Annotated in this window: 20 protein-coding genes; 16 read left to right on the top strand and 4 right to left on the bottom strand. The window is 42.5% G+C overall.

Annotated features, from left to right (window positions below):
* The first annotated feature begins 197 nt into the window (after window positions 1-197).
* From IMZ31_RS16765 to IMZ31_RS16755, 3 genes are read left to right on the top strand one after another with little or no spacing between them, the layout of a single operon-like run.
* Window positions 198-1184 (top strand): glycosyltransferase family 2 protein, encoded by a 987-nt coding sequence (locus IMZ31_RS16765; protein WP_242705597.1) that lies wholly within the window; start codon window positions 198-200, stop codon window positions 1182-1184.
* 4 nt (window positions 1185-1188) lie between these two features.
* On the top strand, window positions 1189-1602 hold the full coding sequence (locus IMZ31_RS16760; RefSeq protein ID WP_207528396.1) for a GtrA family protein: 414 nt from the start codon (window positions 1189-1191) through the stop codon (window positions 1600-1602).
* A complete protein-coding gene (locus IMZ31_RS16755; RefSeq protein ID WP_207528395.1) occupies window positions 1599-3065 on the top strand; it encodes an ArnT family glycosyltransferase in 1467 nt (488 codons plus the stop codon). The genes IMZ31_RS16760 and IMZ31_RS16755 overlap by 4 nt, the downstream gene beginning before the upstream one ends.
* 99 nt (window positions 3066-3164) lie before the next feature.
* Here IMZ31_RS16755 and IMZ31_RS16750 read toward each other — a convergent pair whose 3' ends face one another.
* Both IMZ31_RS16750 and IMZ31_RS16745 read right to left on the bottom strand, forming a co-directional pair.
* Window positions 3165-4790, bottom strand: a complete 1626-nt coding sequence (locus IMZ31_RS16750; protein WP_207528394.1) for an L-lactate permease — start codon at window positions 4788-4790, stop codon at window positions 3165-3167.
* Window positions 4791-4823: 33 nt separating this feature from the next.
* Entirely contained in the window at window positions 4824-5777 is a 954-nt protein-coding gene (locus IMZ31_RS16745) for an L-lactate dehydrogenase (protein ID WP_207528393.1), read from the bottom strand.
* Window positions 5778-6387: 610 nt separating this feature from the next.
* Here IMZ31_RS16745 and IMZ31_RS16740 point away from each other — a divergent pair.
* The 8 genes from IMZ31_RS16740 (at window position 6388) to IMZ31_RS16705 (ending at window position 16503) form a co-directional block, all read left to right on the top strand.
* Complete coding sequence (locus tag IMZ31_RS16740; RefSeq protein WP_207528392.1) at window positions 6388-7872, top strand: methyl-accepting chemotaxis protein; 1485 nt, start codon at window positions 6388-6390, stop codon at window positions 7870-7872.
* A gap of 367 nt (window positions 7873-8239) precedes the next feature.
* Window positions 8240-8617, top strand: a complete 378-nt coding sequence (locus tag IMZ31_RS16735) for a YbaN family protein (RefSeq protein WP_242705596.1) — start codon at window positions 8240-8242, stop codon at window positions 8615-8617.
* A 417-nt stretch (window positions 8618-9034) separates the two neighbouring features.
* The gene (locus tag IMZ31_RS16730; protein ID WP_207528391.1) at window positions 9035-10243 is read left to right on the top strand and encodes a M20 metallopeptidase family protein; all 1209 of its coding nucleotides are present in this window, start codon (window positions 9035-9037) and stop codon (window positions 10241-10243) included.
* Complete coding sequence (locus IMZ31_RS16725) at window positions 10236-11537, top strand: amidohydrolase (protein WP_207528390.1); 1302 nt, start codon at window positions 10236-10238, stop codon at window positions 11535-11537. Before IMZ31_RS16730 ends, IMZ31_RS16725 begins: the two co-directional genes overlap by 8 nt.
* On the top strand, window positions 11518-12801 hold the full coding sequence (locus tag IMZ31_RS16720) for a M20 family metallo-hydrolase (protein WP_207528389.1): 1284 nt from the start codon (window positions 11518-11520) through the stop codon (window positions 12799-12801). Before IMZ31_RS16725 ends, IMZ31_RS16720 begins: the two co-directional genes overlap by 20 nt.
* Window positions 12752-14065, top strand: a complete 1314-nt coding sequence (locus IMZ31_RS16715; RefSeq protein WP_242705595.1) for a hypothetical protein — start codon at window positions 12752-12754, stop codon at window positions 14063-14065. Before IMZ31_RS16720 ends, IMZ31_RS16715 begins: the two co-directional genes overlap by 50 nt.
* An 88-nt stretch (window positions 14066-14153) precedes the next feature.
* Window positions 14154-15695: an AbgT family transporter gene (locus IMZ31_RS16710; RefSeq protein WP_207528388.1), complete on the top strand. Its 1542-nt coding sequence runs from the start codon at window positions 14154-14156 to the stop codon at window positions 15693-15695.
* 472 nt (window positions 15696-16167) lie between these two features.
* A complete protein-coding gene (locus IMZ31_RS16705) occupies window positions 16168-16503 on the top strand; it encodes a hypothetical protein (protein ID WP_207528387.1) in 336 nt (111 codons plus the stop codon).
* Between the two features lie 27 nt (window positions 16504-16530).
* On the opposite strand, the gene IMZ31_RS16700 is transcribed toward IMZ31_RS16705, so the two are convergent.
* Window positions 16531-16725: an aspartyl-phosphate phosphatase Spo0E family protein gene (locus tag IMZ31_RS16700; protein WP_207528386.1), complete on the bottom strand. Its 195-nt coding sequence runs from the start codon at window positions 16723-16725 to the stop codon at window positions 16531-16533.
* Window positions 16726-16973: 248 nt separating this feature from the next.
* On the opposite strand from IMZ31_RS16700, the gene IMZ31_RS16695 reads away from it, so the two are divergent.
* Together IMZ31_RS16695 and IMZ31_RS16690 are read left to right on the top strand one after the other, a co-directional pair.
* Window positions 16974-18584: an ATP-binding protein gene (locus IMZ31_RS16695; protein ID WP_207528385.1), complete on the top strand. Its 1611-nt coding sequence runs from the start codon at window positions 16974-16976 to the stop codon at window positions 18582-18584.
* A 21-nt stretch (window positions 18585-18605) separates the two neighbouring features.
* Window positions 18606-19814, top strand: coding sequence for an alanyl-tRNA editing protein (locus tag IMZ31_RS16690; RefSeq protein WP_207528384.1), 1209 nt, complete (start codon window positions 18606-18608; stop codon window positions 19812-19814).
* Between the two features lie 124 nt (window positions 19815-19938).
* Here the strand turns inward: IMZ31_RS16690 and IMZ31_RS16685 are convergent, their stop codons facing one another.
* A complete protein-coding gene (locus IMZ31_RS16685; protein ID WP_207528383.1) occupies window positions 19939-20397 on the bottom strand; it encodes a DinB family protein in 459 nt (152 codons plus the stop codon).
* A gap of 237 nt (window positions 20398-20634) precedes the next feature.
* On the opposite strand from IMZ31_RS16685, the gene IMZ31_RS16680 reads away from it, so the two are divergent.
* Genes IMZ31_RS16680 through IMZ31_RS16670 form a run of 3 tightly spaced genes read left to right on the top strand, consistent with a single transcriptional unit; the run spans window position 20635 to window position 24376 of the window.
* Window positions 20635-21411 (top strand): SDR family oxidoreductase, encoded by a 777-nt coding sequence (locus tag IMZ31_RS16680; protein WP_242705725.1) that lies wholly within the window; start codon window positions 20635-20637, stop codon window positions 21409-21411.
* Window positions 21412-21452: 41 nt separating this feature from the next.
* Window positions 21453-22937 carry an FAD-binding oxidoreductase gene (locus tag IMZ31_RS16675; RefSeq protein WP_207528381.1) on the top strand — a complete coding sequence of 495 codons (1485 nt, stop codon included), beginning with the start codon at window positions 21453-21455 and terminating at the stop codon, window positions 22935-22937.
* A 5-nt stretch (window positions 22938-22942) separates the two neighbouring features.
* Complete coding sequence (locus tag IMZ31_RS16670; RefSeq protein ID WP_207528380.1) at window positions 22943-24376, top strand: FGGY-family carbohydrate kinase; 1434 nt, start codon at window positions 22943-22945, stop codon at window positions 24374-24376.
* Window positions 24377-24472 lie beyond the last annotated feature (96 nt).

The following is a 24472-nucleotide window of genomic DNA, read 5'->3' as shown; positions in this document are numbered from 1 at the left end:
TGATAGATCATAGAAAAAATAGTTGTGAGACTTTCGTTCATAAAGTGAAAGTGGTGCTATAATATTGAAGGATAATCCTCAAATATCTGAGGTTTTGTGAAGCTGTTATGGACTTTGCCGTTGGAAGTTTAATAGAATTGGCGGGGTCTGTTATAACAGATAATAGAATGATTAAGAATTGTGAAAGGAAGATCGTTGTGAAGACTATAACGATTATGGTCCCTGCATATAATGAAGAAGAATCACTTCATTATTTATATGAGCGACTTTTTGGTGTAGTGGATGGCCAGAAGGGTTATTCATTTGAACTATTATTCGTAAACGATGGGAGTCAGGATCAGACGCTCCCGATCATTAAAGAATTGAGAGACATGGACAAGCGTGTGTCTTTTGTTGATTTGTCTCGAAATTTTGGTAAGGAAATTGCCATGATTGCCGGATTGGATCATGCCAAGGGAGATGCGGTTGTGATTATGGATGCTGATCTTCAGGATCCACCTGAACTAATCCCTGAGATGATTGAGTACTGGGAAGCAGGATATGACGACGTTTTTGCAAAGCGTAGAAGTCGTGCGGGGGAAAGCTTGGTGAAGAAGGCGACCTCTACTCTTTTCTATAAAGTACTTGAGAAGATGTCAGATGTACCGATTCAAAAGGATACGGGTGATTTTCGTCTGTTAGATAGACGTTGCGTAGAAGCCCTTAAAAAGATAAGAGAATCACAGCGTTATACAAAAGGGATGTTCAGTTGGGTCGGTTATAACAAAAAGGAAATTCTCTTTGACCGTGACCCGCGTGTTTCTGGTGAAACGAAATGGAATTATAAGAAATTAACAGACCTGGCGATCGAAGGGATTACATCATTCACGACAGCCCCGCTTCGTCTTTCTTCTTTCTTAGGCATAGGTGTGTCGTTTTTTGCGTTCCTTTATATGGTATGGATTATTTCTAAGACGCTCCTGTACGGAGAAAGTGTAGCGGGATATCCGTCACTCATGAGCGCCATTCTTTTCTTAGGCGGTATTCAGCTCATCGTTCTTGGCATTATTGGCGAGTACCTTGGGCGCGTGTTTAATGAAACCAAGATCAGGCCGCTATATTTTGTGGATGAATATAATGAAGAGAAAGTGACCAATCGATCTGACTTGGTTCAACATTCCGCTCAACACGGGGGCGAAAGGTAGTCTTATGGGTAAAAAGAAAGAACTGTTTCTGTATTTAGTGTTTGGTGGGTTAACGACCCTTATTAATATTATTGTTTACGCCGTGCTTGAAAGCGGGCTTGGTGTAGATTACAAATTAGCGACGACTGTGGCATGGGTCGCAGCCGTTGTTTTCGCGTTTATCACGAATAAGCTATTTGTCTTTCAGAGTAAGGACACTTCTGCCCGGACTAGCACACGCGAATTCATTTTATTTATCTTCTTCCGTATCCTTTCATTAGGAGTCGATCTTGGAACGATGATTCTGCTTATTGACGTTCTGAGTCAAGATAGCTTGCTTTCTAAAATCGTGGCGAATGTCTTCGTGGTGATCTTTAATTATTTTGCAAGCAAGTACCTGATCTTTGCTGAGAAACAAGAAAAGGAGGTAAAGGCATGAGCAAATTCTTATCTCTTTTTCAGCGTTTTTCAGTCATTGTGATTTTACTTGTAGGGGTCTTGTTTTTCTTCTTTGGATTTCTATCAAATCTCACAATGATCGAAGATGTTTATTCCTTGAGGGACTTGATTCTCTTCATGCTAGTAGGAATCTTGATTTTACTTATAGGAGTAGCCTTATTGAGGTTACCAATTCCTAACCTTGCCTTTGTGCCCCTTCTGCTGGTTGCGGCATTCATTATACGGCTTGTTTGGGTTCTGAATGTTGATACATCGCTTCTATCGGATTTTGCTAAGTTGTACAATGCATCCGTTAGTGCTTCAAATGGCGACTTTTCTTTTTCAGAAAATGCTTATTTTACAAGATGGGTTTATCAAGTAGGGTTTGTTATGTATCAGTCGGTCATTATCTCTGTATTTGGTGAGAATATTATGGTCCTTAAGATGCTCAATGTAGTATTCGGGACCGCTACGGTATGGCTTGTATACTTAATCGGGAGATCCGTCTTCAACGAAGTAGCCGGTCGGATTGCAGGTTCCCTCTATGCGATCTATCTTCCGTCGATTGTGATGACGTCTGTCTTAACGAATCAATACTTAGCAACCTTCTTAATCTTTGCTGGCTTGTATTTGTTGGTAGAGCGTTTTGAGGTCAGTAAGTGGAGCTGGATTGGTATTGGAGTTCTATTGGCGTTTGGGCACATCATCCGTCCGATTGGTCCTTTTGTACTGCTAGCGGTTGGGATTTATATCTTCGTCGTGTACCTGTTAAAAGGTGACCATAAACTAAAATCTCTTGGGAAATTAGCGGGGATAATAGGTTTGTTTTTCATCATTCAATTCTCCGTGAGTCAGGCCTTTATGTCTTCTGGAGTTACAGATTATCCGCTTGAAAACCGTGATCCTCTATGGAAGTTCGTGTTAGGGCTAAACCATGAAACGGACGGAACGTATTCTGGTTCTGATGTTGAAATTCTTGCTCCTTTAGATGAAGAAGAGCGAGAACAGAAGCAGCGGGAACTGATTGAGGAAAGGCTCTCTGACCCAGGTGAAGTGCTTGTACTCATGAAAAATAAATTCCAAATTATGTGGGGAGAGGAGCACGATTCATCTTTCTACTGGGGCTTAACAGGCATCGAAGCTCCAAATTTAAAGACGCTCCTTTATCAGATTGATAAGGTAATGTTTACTCTTTTCTTCGTGTTTGGAGTAGTAGCCAGTGTGAGGTTGCTGTTGAGCAAGCGCTCAGAGATTCCAATGAAATCTCTTCTTTTTGTACTGCTCGTGATCGGATATGCCATGATTCATTTGATTATCGAAGTGCAAACGAGATACCGCTTCTTCGCCATGCCAGCCCTCATTATGCTACAAGGTTACGGCATCTACCTCGTTTCAGAACGACTAAAGCTACTGTTTAAGCGGGACGTGAGGACAGTTTCGTCGTCCCTTCGAGAGACGAAATAGTTGGTGGTAGGATAATAAGTGCTTTCAAACGCAGGCTGATAGATCAGCCTGCGTTTTTTGTGGGCCAGGGGTACAGTTCACCCGTCCCCCTGGCCCGGCTCAAACTCCCATCAAAGAGAGAACAAACGTACATACACAAACAACAGCTAGTAGCCCAAGGCTATAGTAGAGCGTCTTCTGGAATAGGGCAGACTCCTTACCCGTTTGCTTAACGGCAGCAGTCGCGATGGCGATTGATTGAGGAGAAATGAGTTTGGCCATAACGCCTCCGGCTGTGTTTGCTGCGAGCAGTAGGGCTGGGTTGGCTGTGATTTGTTCAGCTGTTACGACTTGTAAGTGACCGAATAGGGCATTGTTACTTACTACTGAACCTGTAATGAAAACACCGAGCCAGCCTAAGATTGGGCTGAAGAGCGGGAACAGGTCGCCTGTTTTAGATAGCGCTAATCCAATGGTAGAGCTGAGGCCTGCAAAGTTTGATAGATTTGCAAAGCCCATGACGAAGCAAATCGTCAGAACCGGTACCCATAATTCTTTTACGGTTAGCTTTAAAGAGTTCATTCCTTGCGGTAATGTAATCGCAGAGCTGAATAATCCTGTTAGCATTACAGCTACAAGGATCGCGGTCCCTGTTGCAGAGATGATGTCTAATTTGAATAATGCATCTAGTGCGACCGTTTCTGGAGAGATCGGTGGTGCTTTCATAATGGTCTCATGCAGAAACGGCATCGGTATCATTTTTGTCGTGTTCGCTAAAAGCCCGTCCTCGCTGAATAACGCTTTAAAAGCAGGTAAGCTCCAGATCGTAATCGTTGCGGTTAAGATATAGAACGGAGACCAAGCTTTCACAATTTCCTTAAGAGAATAGGTTTCCATTTGTGTAGTCTCTGGTGCATCGCTTTCACGGTAAATCGTTTTTGGTTTCCATTTTCTTAAGAATAGAGCAAGTCCCGCCATGCTTAGAAGCGCTGCTAAAATGTTAGCTAGTTCAGGTCCTAAGAATAAAATAGTGAACAATTGAGTTCCTGTATAAATTCCGCTTACGACAAGTAGAGCCGGAAGTGTTTCTTTAATTCCCTTCACACCATTCAAAATAAAGACGAGTAAAAATGGGATGGCAAAAGAAATCATAGGTAGCGTAAATGCGAGCATTCTAGATAGTTCCATCGTTTCCAAGTTGCCCATCTGTGCCCCAACAATGACGGGGATCCCGATGGCTCCGAAAGCGCCGGATGCGGCATTGGCGATCAAACATAGGGCGGCTGCTTTCAGTGGACGGAAGCCGAGTTCAACGAGCAGGGCTGCACTGATCGCAATCGGTACACCGAAGCCGGCAGCCCCTTCAAGAAAGGCGTTAAAACTAAAACCGATTAATAATAGCTGTAAGCGTTGGTCTTCTGAAATATTTGCGATGCTAGCCCGTATTACGGTGAATTTACCGGTCCGGACAGCAATTTTGTAAAGCCAAACGGCCATGATGACGATGTAACCGATCGGCCATAACCCCTTCGCGACGCCTAATACAGAAGCGGATAGGGCTTGGGCAAGCGGCATATCAAAGAATAGGACAGACACGGCCACACTCAAACAAAGAGTAAGAAAGGCAGCGAGTATGCCTTTCATTCTAAACTTTGTTAAGGCGAGAAAGAAAAACAAGATTGGTAGAAATGCGATAAATGCACTGATTAATTCGTTTCCAAATGGATCGTACTGTTGTAACCACATCGGATATCATCTCTTTCTACTACAGAATAATCGTTATGCTTCAAAATTTTGTTCTAAGATGTCTTTCAATACGCGAGCACTATGGCTGAATTGCTCTGTTTCCTCGGCATTTAAGCTCACTTCCACCACATTGCGAATCCCGTTACGGTTAATCACAGCTGGAACCCCGATATAGACATCTTCTGTGTTGTACTCCCCGTTCAAGTAGGCACTCACGGTCATGATGCTGTTCTCATTGTTTAGGATCGCTTTTGTAATTCGAGTTAGTCCCATTGCAATGCCGTAGTAGGTGGCGCCTTTTTTCTCAATGATGTGATAAGCGGCATCGCGAACGTTTGTGAAAATCTCGTCCAAGTCTTCAAGTTTATAGTCAGGGCGTTGTTTCATCATTTCTAAAACGGGTACGCCTCCTACGGTCGCATGACTCCAGACAGGTAGTTCTGTGTCACCATGTTCACCGATGATTGTGGCGTGAATATTAGATGGTGCTACTTCGAAATATTCGCCAAGCATGTATCGGAAGCGGCCAGAATCAAGGATTGTACCACTGCCAATCACGCGCTCTTTTGGCAATCCGCTGAATTTCCATGTTGCATATGTTAAGATGTCGACTGGATTGGTAGCGACAAGGAAGATCCCATTGAAGCCACTAGCCATCACGTTCGTTACGATTGTGTGGAAGATAGATAGATTCTTCTTCACTAAATCCAATCGAGTTTCGCCTGGTTTTTGGTTGGCTCCTGCACAGATGCACACAATATCGGCGTCTTTACAGTCGTCGTATTGTCCGTACCATGTTTTTGTAGGGTTAGGGGCGAATACTTTTCCATGATTTAAGTCCATAGCGTCACCCATCGCTTTGTCCTCGTTTAAGTCAATGATTACTAATTCTTCTGTTACGGCTTGGTTTAACATGGCAAAAGCATAGCTGCTCCCTACGGATCCTGCTCCAATTAGTGCCACGCGGTTTACATTTTTAGTTGTCATTTTGAATTCCTCCGTAGAAAAATGTTTTATGTGAATCTCTTCACAATCTTATTGTGCACTTTCTTGAATATGGAATCAATACCATATGTGAAACTTTTCACAAAAAGAAACAAAAGACACTAAAAGAGCGCTTACATGTTCACGGTTTGTTCACAAACTGATGGGATGAGGGGACAGGTTCCTTGTCCCAGTTGGTGGGCCGGAGGGACAGGTACAGTGTCCCGGCAGTTTATGATTCTCTTTTGTTGACCATAATGGTTCTAAAAGGGTCTGGGAGGGGGAGCTTGAATGGAGGAAGAAGGAAATTTCTTTAAAGGCTTTTTGTGGGCATTGGCACTTAGCGTACCAGTCTGGGCAGTCATTATAGGCGTCATTCGTTTGGCTGTTTAACTAGTAGAAACATAGAAAATCTAAATTATTCATAAGCCTCTGTCTAATTGATCAAACGTTTGATCAACTAGACAGAGGCTTATTTTATAGGCGTTGAGAGGAGGGGGTGGGGACAATGTACCTGTCCCTTTGTCCCGAAATTAAGGAAAAATTATAAAAATTATAGTAATATTATAAAGTGGGCTATTTTGCCTAAATAAGCTTCAGAAGGGACAGTTTCATGGAGAAGGATAAAAAATTATCGTTATTAAACGATCGTAACAAATTAATTATTAAATTATCTTGGTTTTCTATTGTATTGAGTCTTTTAACAAACTTCACAAGTCATGCGGATTGGTTGATTGCAGGGATTATTGTGGGGATTGGAGGTACTTTTACAACAATAGGTACAATCTTAACTTGGAAAGAAATTGGCGTTAAGTATGTGATGTACATAGTCATGTTCAGTCTTACATTAATCACCTATTTTATGGTTGAAAGCAACCCGCATATGATTTCATACTTAATGGTTTATTATAATTTAGCGGTGATATCCGTTTATCAATTAATGAAACCAATTGCAGTCATTTCCTCTTTGCAAATAGCTTTAACCGTTCTGTTTTATTTACAATTTGGCACGGAGATGTTCCCGAATTACGGAGTGGAAGGTTTAATTTCTCTTATTCTATACATCGTGTTAGTGACGGCTTTTCTAATGTTCCAGGCAAGGCTGAATACGAAGCTTCAGGAAGAGTCGAGTGTGAACGAAGAAGAAGCTCTGTCAGCAAAGCAGCGTGCTGAAGAGATGGTTACACAAGTACAAGGTTCCTTAGAAACGCTTAGTAACTTTAGTGATAGTTTAAAGGGTAATATAGAAGTAACAGGTCGTGTATCTTCTGAAGTGACCAAAACTTTTAATGAAATGGCCTCAGCCATTGAGCACCAAGCAGCGGGTGTTATGGATATCACTAGCCTTGTTGATCGAAGTAAGTCAAATGTAGATGATGTGAATGTAAGTTCAAACTCCATGAAGGAAAATACCGAAAAATCGGTTGAAGTAGCAAATAAAGCATTTGATCAGATGAATCATTTGAATGGGGAGATTGGAAGCGTGAATTCCATCATGATGGAAGCGGAAGATTCAATGCACCAACTTCAGGAAGAAGCAAATGAAATTAGCGATATCATCCTTGTCATCAATAATGTTTCTGAACAAACAAACCTCTTGGCTTTAAATGCTGCGATTGAGGCCGCCCGAGCGGGTGAACATGGTAAAGGCTTTGCAGTTGTAGCGGATGAAGTTAGGAAACTAGCTGAGGAGTCAAAAGCCTCTACTGTTAAAATCGCTTCTATATTAGAAAAGATCCAAAGCAATATTATTGGTTCAGTAGAGAAAGTTACAGAGGGAAGAGTGGCGGTGACTTCAAGCCAACAGAACTCATTGGAGATTAAAAATGTGCTAGAAATCATTAAAGAAAATGGCAACAACGTGGTCGCTCAATCTCAGGCCGTTGATGGAATCATAAAGCAATTACTAGAATCGTCTGAACGAACAAGTGATCAAATCAATGAGGTATCTTCTATTACTCAACAGACGGCAGCGGGTGTTGAGGAAGTTCTGGCTAGTGTGGAAGAACAGAATACGAAAGTGAATGAAATCGTTGAGGATTATTCTACGCTTGAAGAGTCTATCCAATCGTTTGTGAATGTTGTGAATCGTTCATGATGTGGGATGGAGGGACAGGTTCCTTGTCCCGGCGTGTTAATGTGGAGAATTATGATAAGAAACCCTTTCTTGATCAAACGTTTGATTAAGAAAGGGTTTGTAGATCGCCTGGTGCATAAACGCTAGCCCCTTGGAGCTCATAGCAATAGGATTACTGAGAAAGTCTTCTCTTGATGAGGAGGCTTTCTTTTTGTTTTGCGGGGTATTGTGTCGGACGCATAAGGGGAAGAACTCCGCTGAAATTTTTGTGAAGTTCACCCAATTGTAATCTTATATCATTACAATTCATCTCATTTGTCGTACAATTTATTTGGGTTATAGAATAAGAATAATGAGTGAATACAATTCGTTTATGAAATAAAAGGTGATGACTATTAAACATATAAAAAATCTTGTCTTTGCTTTATTAGGTATCCTTTCACTTGGTGTAGGCATTGCAGGTACCATCCTCCCTGTACTCCCGGGCGGCCCTTTCTATTTATTTGCGGCTTTTTGTTTCTCAAAAAGTTCAAAGCGTATCGAAAACTGGTTTCAAAACACAACGGTTTATCAAAAATATGTCTTAGCCTTTCTGCAAAAGAAAGGCCTGACGAAGAAAGAAAAGATCCGGATTAATATTATTGCGGATAGTTTTATTATCGCTTCGTTCATTATGGTAGATATTCTAGTTGCTAGAATCTTTATGGTCGTACTCGCTTTGTATAAACATTATTACTTCATTTACAAAATTGAAACGATTGATTAGGAGCGGGGGAGGGCAGGTACCTCGTCCCTTCGCCTTTCGAAATATAAAAGAGTAACGATCAACACAGAGGTCCTTCTTTGGAAACGACTTCTGTGTTTTTTTATTTGTTATAAATGATGAATGTAGCATTGCGGTCTATTAATAAATGACCTTTTTCTACTCTATATCATGCAAAACGTCAGAGAAAGAGTCCATAGCCGAAAGAGCTTTCTGCAAACAGATATTTTGTTATGCAAAGGGACAATGTACCTGTTCCACCGGCCTACGGAAGTGTCTCCCCAGCCCCCTTCTGTTCTATAAAAGTATCTGAATTCTCAAATATTAACATGGACAGATCGTCTGATTTCCCTTATAGTGTTATATAACATCAATTTAAGGAACATTTATGGAATATGTCCTTAATTAAGGAGTGTCGGAATGGTTGCTACGTTTCAAGAAATAACAAAATCAATTGAAAACGATATCATTGAGTTTCGTCGATATTTACACCAGAACCCTGAACTAAGCACACAGGAATGGAATACATCACGTTTTATCCAGGATCAGCTTAAGGAATACGGTATTCCGTTTAAAGCGGGCTATGCGGATACGGGTGTGTTAGGCATTATTGAAGGGCAGCAAAAGGGGAGAACGGTAGCTTTACGAGCGGATATCGATGCTCTTCCTATTACGGAACAAACGAATCATGATTTCCGGTCAACAAGAGACGGAGTTATGCACGCATGCGGTCACGATGCCCATACGGCTATGTTACTTGGTGCAGGTTATGCACTGAATCAACGTAAGGATGAGCTAGCTGGTACTGTGCTACTTGTGTTTCAACCGGCTGAAGAGAATTCCCCCACAGGAGGAGCGGCTCAGATGATGGAAGACGGTGTGTTTGATGACTATGAGCCAGATGTGATTTACGGACAACACGTTTGGCCAAGTCTTCCTGTAGGAGAAGTTGGAATTCGTGATCAAGAAATGATGGGAGCATCAGACCGATTCACGATCACCGTTAAAGGTAAGGGTGGACATGCTAGCATGCCTCATGATGGAAATGATGCGATTATTATTGCCAACCAAATCATCACAAGTCTCCAGACGATCGTTAGTCGAAACGTTAACCCAATTGAATCGGCCGTCGTGACGATTGGTAGCATTCACGGGGGATACGCCCACAATGTGATCGCAGATAAAGTCACCTTAGAAGGAACAGTTCGTACGTATCAACCTTCCGTTAAAGAAAAGGTGAAGCAACGTTTTCACTCTATTGTGGAACACGTTACGGAAGCTTTCGAGGGAGAAGTGGACATTACGTATTTAGATGGGTACCCTGCTACCATTAATACACCGAAATGGGCCGAAGTTGCTCGTAACTCCACGCAAAAGATTCTAGGTCCAGAGTCAACGCCAACCGTCGATCCTGTATTAGCAGGGGAAGACTTTTCCAGGTTCCTAAATCGATACCCTGGCGCCTTCATCTGGTTAGGAACGCAAATTGACTCAAAAGAAGATCAAATGGGACTTCATAACCCAGGCTTTATGTTAAACGAAAAGGCTCTCTCTTCAGGAAGTGCGATGCTAGCACAAGTAGCTAGTGACACACTCGTTCATCTGCAAGAAGGTGAAGCAAGTGAATGAGGAATCATTAAAGACCATTCTAAAAAATTGGCGGCGCACGCTCCATCAGCAACCTGAACTTGGCTTCCTCGAATATCGAACCACTTTTACAATCGGAAAAGAGCTAGAATCACTTGGCTTCACTCTACACATAGGACAAGACGCACTACGTTCTGAATCTCGTAAAGGCGTTCCTTCAAAGCTAGAATTAGAAAAGCATGAAGCCGAGGCTATAGAATGGGGAGTTGAACCTACGTGGATGGAACTCATGGAAGGCGGACACACAGGGCTCGTTGCTACTTGGGATACCGGAAAGCCTGGTAAACATAGCGCTTTTCGCTTCGACATCGATGCCCTCCCGATCCAGGAAACACATGATTCGACACACCTTCCTTCTAAAGAAGGGTTCCACTCGAAGGTAGACGGAGCCATGCATGCTTGTGGTCATGATGGACATACGGCAATAGGGATCGCGTTGGCTCATTTTATTCGTAAAAATAGCGAATCCCTATCAGGTACATTTACCCTTCTTTTCCAACCAGCAGAAGAGGGAGGAAGAGGGGCGAAAGCGATGACGGACAAAGGATGGTTGCAAAATGTGGATGAGTTTTATACCGGCCACATTGGAATACATTCTATGCCGGTAGGGACGATTGCTGCTTCTGTCGAGGGCTTTTTAGCCTCTTCGAAGTTAAACGTAACGTATAAAGGTCGCTCAGCTCACGCCGGAATGAATCCTGAAGAGGGGAAAAATGCTCTCTTAGCTGCAGCGACAGCATCTACTCAGCTCTACACCATTCCGCGACACAGCGCAGGGGCCTCAAGGATCAACGTTGGTAAACTGCAAGCTGGAGCAGGCAGGAATGTTATTGCTGATCGTGGCTATTTAGAACTTGAGACAAGAGGCGAAACAGGGGCAATTCAAGATTTCGTCTACGCTGAAGCGACTCGTATGATTCGATCTGTTGGAGACCTATATGATGTTGCAACGGAGGTTGAAGAAGTTGGAGAAACGTCCTCCTTCGAATGTAGTCAAGAAGCTGTGGATGCCGTTCAAGCAAGGTGTATTGGGAGTCCGGTCATTCAAGAGATTCTTCCTGTTACAGCTGTATCCGGTTCTGAAGACGCGAGCTTTATGGTGAATGAGGTGCAACAACAAGGTGGCGTCGCTACGTATATGTTGTTTGGGACACGGTTAGCCTTCGGTCATCATCATCCGTCTTTTGATTTTGACGAAGAGGTTTTACCTGTAGCTTTAGAGACATACATCAACATTGTAAAAGGGGGTCATACATGTGCAGGCTTGGTTAGATGATACGTTAAAGAAATTGAACACGACAAGTGACATGAATCAACCGAATGGATTTTCAAGGCTGAGTTATAGCCCTGAAGAAGCTAAGGCTCACGAAGCTTTCCGAAGTGTTGCAAAAGAACTTGGGCTTACAGTAGAGCAAGATGAAGCCGGGAATCAATGGGCAACGTGGGATGTGGGAGAAGATGTACCGACGATTGCAGTAGGCTCACACCTTGATACCGTCCATGGCGGCGGAGGATATGACGGGGTCGCAGGCGTTCTGACAGGGTTAGCGGCTGTGAAGCAAATGAAAGATCAGGGCGTCACACCTAAGAAAAACATTGCGGTGATCTGCTTTGCCTCTGAAGAATCCGCCCGATTCGGTGTATCTACAATAGGAAGTAAAGCGGTGTCCGGATTGTTTGATAAAGAGGGGTTAGCCAATGTTCCCGATCAAGATGGGCATACAGTCAAAGAAGTTTGTGAGTCGTTTGGGTTGAACTGGGACACGATCGATCAAGCAGAGAAACCATCTTCCTATTTACAAAGCTTCTTAGAACTCCACATTGAACAAGGAACACAAGTGGAAGACCATAACTCGGATGTTGGCATTGTAGAAGGTGTGGCTTGTCCCATCCGTTTGAAAATAACCGCTCAAGGAATGGCGAACCATACGGGTACAACGCCAATGCACAAGCGCCAGGATGCTCTTGCGGCAGTAGCTCCTCTGATCTCTTATGTGGAAGAAGAAGCTCTGAAACGAAACGACGCAAGTAAGAAACAACTCGTTGCAACGGTTAGTACATTAAATGTACAACCAAATGCGATGAACGTAATCCCAGGAGAAGTCCAGGTCGGCATTGATATCAGAAGTGTAGATGACGTGGCGAAGCGAGCTCTTGCAGAAGATATCGGGGAGTATTGTAAACACATCGAAGCTACACGCAATGTTAATTTCCGTGTAGAAGTCGCTGTCGATAACGATTCTGTTACTTTAGATGAATCCATGCAACAACAACTGCATTCGATTTGTCAGTCTCTAGACTATAAGGCGATGAGCATGGATAGTGGGGCGGGGCACGATGTCATGAATATGGCGTTAAGATGGCCTTCAGCACTCCTGTTCATTCCGTGTAAAGAAGGGATTAGTCATCATCCTGCAGAATATGCCACTATGGCCGATTTAGAAAAAGGAAGCCATATTATAGCAGAATACTTAAAGGTAGAGACAGGTGATGAATGTGAAAACCAAGATCGGAGTCATCGCGCCATCGGACTCTCTTGAGCAAATTTTATATGTAACAGATGAATTTGAAGGAATTGAAGTCGTTTCCTATACCTACAATCAATTATCTGATGTGGAAGCCATTTTATCGGCACATCGATATGAAGTGGATCAATGGTTTTTCTCCGGAATTCTCAATTATACGTATGCTTATGAAAAAAACTTGATTACGCCAGAAGAGGGAAGTTATCCACCTCTACATGGTTCTAGCTTTTTCGGGATCTTACTAGAAGCGCAGCTTACGAGTAAGAAAGTCTTTGAGAAAGTGAGTATTGATACAATTACGGATGAAGAAATTGATAAGATTCTTTCGTATTATGATCTTCAATCGCTGACGTATTACAACCATCCATTTGAGGGGTATCAGTACTCCAATGAACTAGTGGACTTCCACGCTACTCTGTATCAAGAAGGCAAAACAGAAGTTGCGATCACTTCCATTAAGACCGTCTACAGGCAGTTAAAAGAATTAGGGGTACCGGTGTTCAGAGTAACGCCTTCCTATTTATCTATTAAACTTATCCTTCAATTTTTAGAAGAACGGGCCCAGTCGAAGCGCTTGCGCAATGCACAGGTAGCTACAATCGGGTGTCGGATTGACTTCGAATTGGATAAGCTCGAAGAACTTCACTATTCGTTTCGGATGAAACACCAGGAGCTAGATTTAAGAAGGTTCCTGCTCAGTATAGCCGAGAAAACAAATGGTTCACTGATGCAACTAGGCGACGGTTTGTTCTTCATCTTTACGACCAGAGGGCAGATGGGGCCAGAAGTGGAAGAGGAACTATTTACCCTCATTCAAAACGTTGAAATGCAAACCTCTAGTCAGGTGAACATCGCAATTGGTATTGGAGAAACTGTGTCACAAGCGGAGCAAAACGTCCGACTAGGCTTTAGAAATTATAAATCTTTTGAAGAGCCTACGCTTTTAATTGTGGATGAATATCAAGAAATCACACTCAAACAACAAGGAGCTAAAATTTCCTATCAAACGGTAGGGGCTGGTCATGAGTGGGCCGAGAAGTTAAAAGGTGCGCCACTTAGTCCTGGTGTTGTTTCAAAAATTATCTCTTATGTACATCACTACCAAAGACCGACCTTTACATCGCAAGACCTTTCTCGTTGGTTGCAAAGTACAGAACGAAATGGTCGGAGAATTCTTAATGAGATGGAAAAGGTCGGACTTGTTGAACAAAGTGGTGAAGCTCAATCCGGCGAGCGGGGAAGGCCAAGAAAAGTCTTTTCCCTTGTCCAAAATGTATAAGTACGAGGGGGAACGCCCCCCTTCTTTCTATTCCTATTTACGGAAGAATAAAGGAATATAACCATTAAAAACGAGAAAGGGTGGGTATATGTCATTACCAGATACAAATGTCTCACAAGAAGAGAAAAAGGAGTCTAAGTTTTTATCTAAGTTTTTGAATGTTATTGAAAAAGCAGGGAATAAGCTTCCAGATCCATTTATGTTATTTGTGTATCTCGCTCTCTTTATGATTTTACTTTCCTGGGTCGTTTCTTCATTTGGGGTTTCCGTGGTTCAGCCAGGCTCTGGTGAAGAAGTAGCGATTAAGAGCTTGTTGTCTGCTGAAGGTATTCAGTACATGTTAACTTCGATGCTTGAAAACTTTACAGGCTTCAAACCTTTAGGTCTTGTTTTGGCGATGATGTTAGGAATTGGTTTAGCTGAAAAGGTAGGTCTCATTGAGACAGCTATTAAGAGTACAATTCTCAAGGCGCCAGCCAGCCTAACGACATATGCGGTTATTTTCGTCGGGATACTGGGGAATTTAGCCTCTGACGCAGCGTTTGTAATTGTTCCACCTCTAGCAGCTATGGTCTTCTACACACTCGGTCGACACCCACTTGCTGGACTGGCAGCCGGGTTTGCTGGGGTAGGTTCTGGATTTACAGCGAACGTGGTTGTTGCGGGTACAGACGCATTGTTATCAGGGATCTCTACGGAAGTCATGCAGGGCTTGGATCCTAACGTAGTCGTAACGCCAGTGGATAACTATTACTTTATGGTCGTTTCTGTTATTGTTCTATCCATAACAGGTGCACTTGTAACCGAGAAAATCGTTGAACCTCGTCTTGGTAAATATGAGGGAGATCTGAAGAAAGAAATGAAGGCTTCAACTCCTTTAGAGAAGAAGGGGTTAAAGAATGCTACGATTGCACTTGTTGTCTACATTGGGCTATTGCTTGTTGCTTTATTCTGGCCGAATTCTCCGTTACGTAACGAAACAGGAGGCATGATTCCATCCACATTCTTAGATGGAATCATTCCGATTATCCTATTCATGTTTATTGCCGTTGCGGTAACGTACGGAGTTACGGTTAATAAGATTACGAAGACGAAAGATATCTCCACATTTATGGGAGAAGCCATTAAAGATATGTCAGGATTCATCGTCTTAATCTTCGCTGCAGCTCAGTTCATTGCTTACTTTGATTGGACAAACATTGGCACATGGATTGCTGTGAGTGGAGCTGGATTCTTGGAATCATTAGGTTTAACAGGAATACCTGTCATTATTGGTTTCGTATTCTTAACAGCCCTTATGAACCTTCTGGTCTTCAGTGGGTCAGCTCAGTGGGCACTAGAAGCACCGATCTTTATTAAAATGTTCTATATCTTAGACTATCATCCCGCTTTCATTCAAGCAGCTTACCGTATTGCGGATTCATCTACTAACATTATTACACCAATGAACCCGTATATTATTATCGTGTTAGCGTTTATGAGAGAATACGATAAGAAGGCTGGACTTGGCACGCTTATTTCCTTAATGCTACCGTACAGCATCATCTTCTTATCCGTCTGGATTGTATTACTACTAGCTTTCGCACTCATAGGCATCCCATTCGGTCCTGGCGTGCACATGTATCTATAGAGGGATGAGGGACAGGTTCCGCGTCCCTTCGCCTCTTGAAGTAATAGGTTAATACCAACACAGAAGCTCCTTATATCATAAGGAGCTTTTGTGTTTTATTTATAATAACGTTAAGCCGGTAATTTACTGATTTTTAAGAAAAAGGTCACAGAGGGAGGGTCTCTGTGACCTTATAAAGAAGTAATTATATAAAAAGTCATTGATTTAATGGTTCTGTTACATTTTAGAGGGGTACATCTACGAGAACGTCACAGATCGGCATCTTCTCTAACCTTTTTAGGTGATACATCCAGTAAAGCGTCAGAGAAGGGCCCTTCTTGAGCTAGAAAGGCTCAGTAGGGATGACATGGGGATAAAGTACCTGTCCCCGTAACCCCAGTCTCTAGAAGGAAAAAAGGATTTTGGCGTGTAATTTATACTCGGAATGTCAATCATATTCTTAACTAGATTGATCCTGCTAGGAAGAGGTGTGGTGGAGATGTTAAGTGCGGTGTTGTTGGTGTTATGTGTAGGGTTAGCGATTTATATCTACAAGTATGAAGAGCCCGATGAACTTTCGGTAGTGTTCCAAACAAAAGAATCAGGAGTAGGTCTGGCTCAGGAACTATATTGGTTATTAGAAACGAATCAAGTAAAACCCCACTATTCCATCCCGTATAATAAGCGAAATCTCTTCGAATTTGGTTACCATGAATGCGAAGTCATCATCGAAGTTCCTAAAGAACACTATCACTTTGCCGTGCAGTTAGTTGAGAGGTATAAGAGGGACCCAGGGACAAGGTACCCGTCCCCATGCCGCGAATTATAAAAGCCCAAAGCATTTAGCTTTGGGCTTTTACATAATTGGATTATAACTACGCTTTTGGATCTCTGTAATATATCGATCTAATTTCTGGCTAAGTTCAATCGTCTTATCATGGCTTAAACCATGAGTAAGTCCTGTTTCAATCATTGTGGATCGCAAATCCGTAATTTTCGTTTTTAGTTCTTCAGTTGACGTATGTTCCTCTATAAAATACTGGAATTCCATATTGAATCTCCCCAATATCTGTGTTGGTAGGATGTCTGACATGTCGACATAAGTTCTACTTGAATTATAACACGTTAGGATATAAATGGTAATATATTATTACTAAAAAAGTATTTAATTCCATACTTTTTCCTTTTATAGCACTGAATTTGTCGTTAGGTCCTAGTTTTGAGATCTATTTTATTATTGGCATCTTATCTGTGATACAGTTATGACAGAGAATTGTATAGACAGATAGGGGGGAGAGGATGGGTTTCAATACATATATTGAACAATCAAAAAGAAGATGTGAAGAAGACTATCGGTTAGAGCCGACAGAGGCTCCTGCCTTGCAAATAGAATTAACAGATGCAGAACTTGAGGAACGCAAACAAAAGTTAGAAAATGCGCTTCCTGTTATTCAGCATTTTATGGAGAAAGTCATCTATTATATGAACGGAACTCCAATTATTGTATCTACTACCGATGAAGAGGGATATATGATCCATAAGTTTGGAGATCAGAGTATGATGGAGATGATTGATGCGTTCGGTATACATAACGGTGTTCGATTTCGGGAAAGAGTTGCAGGGACAAATTCCATTGCGCTCTCTCTGCTTCATGAGGAACCAATTGGCCTTGTTGGAAGAGATCATTACCATGAAGCTTTGCACGGCATTGCTTGTTATTCAGCTCCTTTTCATTACGGGGAGGATGCTCGAATTTCAGGAACGATATCCATTATGACAACCTTGGATTATGAAAGTCAGTTTCATTTAGGACTCCTCTCATCAGCGGTCGACTCCATTGAACGGGAACTTCGACTTCAGGAGAAGAACAATAAACTTGAGATTTTAAATCAGATCATGATTAACTCAACGCCTCTTGGTATGATTATGACAGATGAAGAAGGGTGCATCACCGATTACAATGCTGCTTTGGAAAAGTTAGTGGAATATAGTATGGAAGAGCGTCTTGATAAAGGGGACACCAAAACATACGTCATCAAACCGTATGTGGATCATGTCCTATTGACGGGGGAAAAGCTCGAGAATAAGGAAGTCACCCTTTCGTTTGATGATGGGCAGAGGGAGAAAATTTGTCAGCTTGATGTCCTTCCTGTATACGACGGGGACGAGGTGATTGGCACGTTCGCTCAATTTCGTGACATGACGAACTATTACGAACTTCAAGAGAAGCTTATAGAATCCGAGAAGCTGTCGACCCTTGGCAAATTTAGCGCAGGACTTGCCCATGAGATTCGCAACCCACTTACATCCATTATTGGATTAACACAATTGTTGAAAGAAACCAATGCTCAGAATAAATATTTAGAAATCATCACATCAGAGCTCGATCGAATGAAGAACCTTGTTAACCAATTTGTTCTACTTGGAAAGCCATCATCCGTTCAGCCAGCTCCTTGTAATCTTCATGATCTTTTAGAGGAAACAATCGAACTAATGAAAAGCAGCGCTCGGCTTCAAAACGTAAGGATCGAGTTCGAATCCAACCAAAAAGATCTTGTGATGACAATTGATGAGGCCAAGATGAAACAAGCATTCATCAATTTCATTAAGAATGCCTTCGAATCTATGGAAAACGGTGGTGTGGTCCAGGTTCGTTTGGTTCACCGTCTAGAAAGTAACGAGGTGGAGGTGACGATTGAAGATGAAGGGGAAGGGATGACCCCGGACCAAGTCTCGAATATAGGAACACTTTTCTATACCTCTAAGGAAAACGGTCTTGGAATGGGTCTTTCTATCTCTCTTGAAATTATTAAGGCTCATCACGGTAAGGTTGAATTTGATTCTGAGAAAGGACGAGGGACCAAGGTGGAGCTTCGTTTTCCGGTTGAATCAAGAAACACGAGTTTTTAAACGAAATGGGAGGTTGTAAGCGTGACAGAGAAACTATTTTATAGGGATGCCTATCAAACAGAATTCACAACAAAACTTGTTAAAGCAGATCAAGATGAAGGTGGTCGTCCTTATGTCGTGTTAGAGGAAACGGCTTTTTATCCAACTGGTGGTGGACAGCCCCATGATACGGGTAGCTTGAATAACGTTAGAGTGATTGACGTAGAAGAAGTAGGTGGGGAGGTTCGTCACTATGTCACTCTCCCAATCGAAGAAGCGAGTACGGTAAATGGTGTAGTGGACTGGTCAAGGCGATTTGACCATATGCAACAGCATACTGGTCAGCATATCCTGTCTGCTATTTTGCAAGACGAGTTTAATTTGGCAACTCTAAGTTTTCATCTCGGAAAAGATACCGTCTCTATTGATCTTGACGGAGAATCCCTCTCGGAGGAAACGCTACATAAAGTGGAACAACGTGTGAACGAAGTGATTCAAGAGAATCGATCGATTGAAACGAAATGGATGACGGTGGATGAGGCGAATCAATACCCACTCCGTAAATCACTCTCTGTTGATGAAGCGGTACGGCTTGTCATTATCCCCGATATTGACTACAACGGCTGTGGAGGCACGCACCCACGTTCAACAGGGGAAGTACAGATGATGAAGTTGCTCGGATGGACGCGTCAGAAGAGAAACGTGCGTCTCGAGTTTGTATGCGGCAATCGTGTACTCGAGCAGTTGGAAAAGAAACACAGTTTCCTAACCGGAATCAAAACGTTAATGAAGCGTCCGGAAGAAGAATTGGAGCAGGAAGTATCTTCTTTAATAAAAGAAAGTAAGGCAAAAGATAAACAACTAGCTGAACAGACAGCTCAACTTCTCGAGTACGAAGCGCGGGATTTGGCAGCAGCACCTCAAGAAACGGGGGATGTGTCGATCGTTCAACGAGTCTTTCAGGACCGAACGATTAAGACGTTGCAGGACCTTGGAAAGAAGGTTGTTGAACAGGCTCCTAATGGGATCGTTGTTCTTGTCAGTGAGCAGAAAGATCAACTTCAGTTTGTCCTCGCGCAAGGATCCGATGTTTCAGGAAATATGAAAGAAGCATCTCAACACGTCATGCCTCTCATTGAAGCTAAAGGCGGCGGGAAGCCAGATTTCGTGCAAGGTGGCGGAACAAAAGCTTTAGAAGCTGAGGAGTTTGCGAAAGCGTTGAAGGAAGCAGCCTTAGAAACAATGAAATAAGAGAAGATTTAAAAGCCCCTCTTTTATTAAAAGAGGGGCTTTTTTTAGGGATGAAGGGACAGGTACCTTGTCCCGTCAAGTATTTCGAGGGGCGAAGGGAGAATGAACCTGTCCCCATGGCCCATTAGTCAGTCATGTTGCCCTTTAATGATTTAATCGTACCGGTATGTACCCCTTCATGATACAACGAGAAGTTGAGAATTTCCCCAACCGTTTGAAGAGATAAGAAGTCTCCGGTTGACTCATCATCCAGTTGTCCTGTAAGAGCCTCTTTTAATCTAGCTGGCTGTTCCTCAAGTTGCTGCTTTAGTTCAGCAAGAGAAGGGACGTCTCCCTGCCAATCGGAAGGTGCTGTTCCTGGTGCGAAAAGTTTAAGGTAGCGGGATGGCGTTTCGATTGACTTGCCTCCGTACTTAGCAATCAAGGCATTTTGCACAACGTAAATGTGGCCAAGATTCCAGCGAATTGTGTTTTTAACCCCCTCTGGCTGCTGATCCGCCTGCTCTTCTGTAACACTATCTAATTCTTTTAATGTTCCTTTTCTTACTAGGTTTACTTGTTGAAAAATTTGTTCTTCGTTCATGTAATCCTCTCCCTTCTTATCTATCATTCTATCTTTTCATATTATCTGCCTCAACCATGGACAGAGGGACGAGGTACCTGTCCCTCTGTCTTGAGAAATTTCTCTATAAAATATAATTAAACACATTAAAAGAGAAATTTCTGTTCAAAATGGTTGCTTTTCACGTAAGAGTCGTTTTACAATGAGTTCAGAAAAATCAACCAAAAAGAATGGCGGGATAGAATGAGCGCCGAGAAAATGGATATTACGGATTTTACGATGCAGTTCTTTCAACTACACGGAAAAGTGGCGCTGGTTACGGGTGGAAACTCTGGACTAGGTCAAGGCTTTGCCCTTGCACTTGCGAAAGCTGGAGCAGATGTCTTCGTTGTAAGTATGATTGAAGATGAAGAAACAAAACAATTAATCGAAGCTGAAGGCGTTCGGTATCACTTAATGATTGCGGATATTACTGAAGACGGGGCTTGTAAGAGAGTAGTAGAAGAGTGTGTTCGTGTATTTGGTACGGTGGATATTCTTCTCAATAATGCTGGCATTGGTTTAAACGAGCCGGATGTAACGAATTTCACTCGGCTTCAGTGGGACAAAATGGTGTCCGTGAATCTGACGGCTCCTTTCGATTTAGCTCATGAAGCGGCCAAATATATGATCCCTAACCGTAGCGGTAAGATTATTAATACGTGTTCCTTATTTTCTTACCTTGGAGGTCAGTGGTCACCAGCTTATGCCGCAACAAAGCATGGGTTAGCTGGATTTACGAAGGCGTACTGTGATGAGTTAGCTCAGTACAACATACAAGTTAACGGAATTGCACCAGGTTATTTCGCAACGGATGTGACGAAAGCAACCGGAGCTGATGAGGAGAAGAACAAACGAGTTCTCGACCACATACCAGCTAACCGGTGGGGGAATATTGTCGACCTAATGGGAGCGATCGTATTTCTGGCCTCAGACGCATCCAATTATGTAAATGGAACGTTGTTAAATGTTGATGGTGGTTACTTAGTTCGATAGAAACATAAAATGATAGATTTTTTATAAAGGAGATTGATTGTATGACAATGAAAACAAATCAAACCGTTGAGGAATTAAAAGACCTATTACCAGAAGATCAAATTGTAACGGACGACGAAGCGTTATACGACGCATCCGCTGATCGTTATAAAAAATATCCGAAGTCGAAAAATGTACTTGATGTTCCAAAGCCGCTAGCGATTGTGTATCCACATTCTCCAGAAGAAGTGAAGTCACTGCTTATGTATTGTAACGAAAATCTGATTAACGTCATCCCAAGAAGCGGTAAAACAGGTACTGAGGGTGGACTTGAGAACTGGAAACAGAAAACGATCGTCATTGATGGCTCTAAAATGAATGACATCATCGATATCGATACTTATAACATGCAAGCGACGGTTCAATCTGGTGTGAAACTGCAAACCCTTGAAGACGAACTGCGTAAAGTAGGGTACACAACTGGCCATTCTCCTCAGTCTAAACCAGTCGCTCAACTTGGCGGACTTGTGGCAACGAGAAGTATCGGCCAATTCTCTACTCTATACGGCGCTATGGAAGATATGCTGGTTGGATTAGAGTGCGTCTTCCCGGAAGGTAACATTTCGAAGATCAAAAACGTTCCAAGAAGATCTGGAGGACCTGATATTCGCCATATCGCACTTGGAAATGAAGGGGCGCTGTGCTATATCACTGAAGTAACGGTGAAGATCTTTAAGTACACACCAGAGAACAATGAGTTCCATGGTTATTTAATTGAAGATATGGAAACAGGCATTAGTATCCTGAGAGAAGTGATGGTCAATGGATACCGTCCATCTGTTGCTCGCTGTTATTCGGAAGAGGATGCGCGTAACCACTTTGGGCACTTTTATGAAGGAAAGTGCGTGCTCATTTTTATGGCAGAAGGTGCAAAAGGCATTGTAAAAGCAACGAGTGAGGCAATCGATGAAGCAGTTGAGAAATTCCAATCAGGAATTATAAAACAGGTCGATTCTTCTCTTATTGAGGACTGGTTTAATAACTTAAATTGGGATCAGAGTAAGATTGATGCTGAAATCGAAGAAATGGTGAAACACGACAAGCATGACGGCTTCACAACAGAAATTTCGGCAGATTGGGAAAGTGTTATTAAGATTTATAACAACGTTATGGCTCGTGTGAGGAATGAGTTTGACCGTGCAGAAGACTTAACGATGCTTGGAGGCCACTCTTCCCATAGTTACTTGAACGGAACGAACATGTACTTCGTGTACAATTATGAGATTAACTGTGCTCCTGAAGATGAGTTGCTCGTTTATCATCATCCGATCCACCAAATCATCATTGAAGAGACGTTGAAGCAAGGCGGCTCCATGTGTCACCACCACGGCATCGGTAAGTATCGCTCAGAATGGACAAAAGAAGAGCACGGTTCTGCTTACTACATGCTTGAGAAACTTAAAGAAGCGTTCGATCCAAACGGGATTATGAACCATGGAACTATCTTCCCTCAACCAAACGAAGTGAAAAAGTACATCAGAGGGTAATGACCATGAGCGCTCAGTATATTATGGGAATCGACAGCGGTTCACAGAGTACAAAAGTCGTCATCTTCGACTTAGAGGGAAACGAAATGGCCTATGGTTCATGCGCTCTTAAAGAAACACTATCCCCTGAACCTGATGTAGTTATCCATCCTGATGACGACTTGTGGGACAGCTTGTATGACGCGGTTCAACAGTGTCTGGATAATTTCGAAGGGGACAAGAGCGCCATTACTGGAATCGGACTTTGTACCATTCGCTGCTGTCGCGTTCTTTTAGACAAAAACGGCGAATTGGCCTATCCCGTTATTAGCTGGATGGACGCCAGAATGTCGAAACCATATGAGCATAAAGATGACAAGGTTCACTATGTCACGACAACTTCAGGGTATCTTGGTTTGCGCTTAACTGGTGAATACAACGATACAGCTGCCAATTGTGAAGTGTTTTGGCCCGTCGACCGTGAAACGCTTGATTGGTCAACGGATGATGAGGACATCAGAGCTCAAGGACTAACGAGGGATATGTTATTTAACCTCGTAAAGCCTGGCGAGAAGTTAGGAATTCTCCGCGGAGACCTTGCAAGTGACCTTGGGTTAAAGGAAGGTATCCCTGTTGTGGCAACTGCGAATGATAAAGCGGTGGAAGCATTAGGATCAGGCATTAATCAAGAGCGTTCCATTATGATTTCTCTTGGCACGTTTATTTCATCCATGCTCATCCGCGATCAGTATGTGGAGAATGCAGAGAATTTCTTCCCAACTTTCGCTTCCATTCCATTTAAATATGCCTATGAATCGAACGGCATTCGAAGAGGGCTTTGGACAGTAAGCTGGTTTAAGAATCTGATTGGAGAAGAGCTGACGACAGAAGCGAACAAAAAAGGCGTATCTGAAGAGGCGTTCTTAAATGAAAAAGCTAAAGAAGTCCCTGTCGGAAGCGATGGCTTGTTCACGATCTTAGACTGGTTAGCTTCTCCTGATCAACCTTATCGAAAAGGGATGATGATCGGATTTGACCAACGCCACACACGCTATCACATGTATCGTTCCATTTTAGAAGCGATTGCTTTTAATATGAAGAACAATATCGATGATATGCTAGAGGAAATGAAGATTGGACTTGATGAACTCGTTGTTATCGGGGGAGGGTCAAAGAGTGATGTTATGATGCAAATTCTTGCTGACCTATTTGGATTACCCGTCCACCGAAGAGCAGGCAGTAGCAGTGCGTGCTTAGGAGCAGCAATCTGCACGACTCAGTATTTGGGCGTGTATCGTGATTTTGAATCGGCGGTACAGGAAATGGTAGAAACAGAAACTACGTTCTCGCCAAATGATTCGAATCATGAGTTCTATACGAAGGTAAATGAAGAAGTCGTGAAACATATACGTCCTTATACGGATGAGATCAACAAGCGAATCTATCCACTATTTAATTAAAGTTGTAGAACCGTTGCCATTTTAGATAAGCAGTCGAAATGGTAATGGTTCTTTTCTTTACAAGTTCGGGTCTTCTTGCGTATAAAAGGGATGTAT

Source organism: Pontibacillus sp. ALD_SL1, from assembly GCF_017355605.1.
Note: the sequence above shows the minus strand (reverse complement) of the source record. Positions and strands in the feature narration are given on the sequence as shown.

Excerpts from the sequence above, each read along its gene's own strand:
- IMZ31_RS16760 (WP_207528396.1), top strand. The coding sequence starts at position 1,189 with ATGGGTAAAAAGAAAGAACTGTTTCTGTATTTAGTGTTTGGTGGGTTA.
- IMZ31_RS16755 (WP_207528395.1), top strand. The coding sequence starts at position 1,599 with ATGAGCAAATTCTTATCTCTTTTTCAGCGTTTTTCAGTCATTGTGATT.
- IMZ31_RS16750 (WP_207528394.1), bottom strand. The coding sequence starts at position 4,790 with ATGTGGTTACAACAGTACGATCCATTTGGAAACGAATTAATCAGTGCA.
- IMZ31_RS16745 (WP_207528393.1), bottom strand. The coding sequence starts at position 5,777 with ATGACAACTAAAAATGTAAACCGCGTGGCACTAATTGGAGCAGGATCC.
- IMZ31_RS16740 (WP_207528392.1), top strand. The coding sequence starts at position 6,388 with ATGGAGAAGGATAAAAAATTATCGTTATTAAACGATCGTAACAAATTA.
- IMZ31_RS16735 (WP_242705596.1), top strand. The coding sequence starts at position 8,240 with ATGACTATTAAACATATAAAAAATCTTGTCTTTGCTTTATTAGGTATC.
- IMZ31_RS16730 (WP_207528391.1), top strand. The coding sequence starts at position 9,035 with ATGGTTGCTACGTTTCAAGAAATAACAAAATCAATTGAAAACGATATC.
- IMZ31_RS16715 (WP_242705595.1), top strand. The coding sequence starts at position 12,752 with ATGAATGTGAAAACCAAGATCGGAGTCATCGCGCCATCGGACTCTCTT.
- IMZ31_RS16710 (WP_207528388.1), top strand. The coding sequence starts at position 14,154 with ATGTCATTACCAGATACAAATGTCTCACAAGAAGAGAAAAAGGAGTCT.
- IMZ31_RS16700 (WP_207528386.1), bottom strand. The coding sequence starts at position 16,725 with ATGGAATTCCAGTATTTTATAGAGGAACATACGTCAACTGAAGAACTA.
- IMZ31_RS16695 (WP_207528385.1), top strand. The coding sequence starts at position 16,974 with ATGGGTTTCAATACATATATTGAACAATCAAAAAGAAGATGTGAAGAA.
- IMZ31_RS16685 (WP_207528383.1), bottom strand. The coding sequence starts at position 20,397 with ATGAACGAAGAACAAATTTTTCAACAAGTAAACCTAGTAAGAAAAGGA.
- IMZ31_RS16680 (WP_242705725.1), top strand. The coding sequence starts at position 20,635 with ATGGATATTACGGATTTTACGATGCAGTTCTTTCAACTACACGGAAAA.
- IMZ31_RS16675 (WP_207528381.1), top strand. The coding sequence starts at position 21,453 with ATGACAATGAAAACAAATCAAACCGTTGAGGAATTAAAAGACCTATTA.
- IMZ31_RS16670 (WP_207528380.1), top strand. The coding sequence starts at position 22,943 with ATGAGCGCTCAGTATATTATGGGAATCGACAGCGGTTCACAGAGTACA.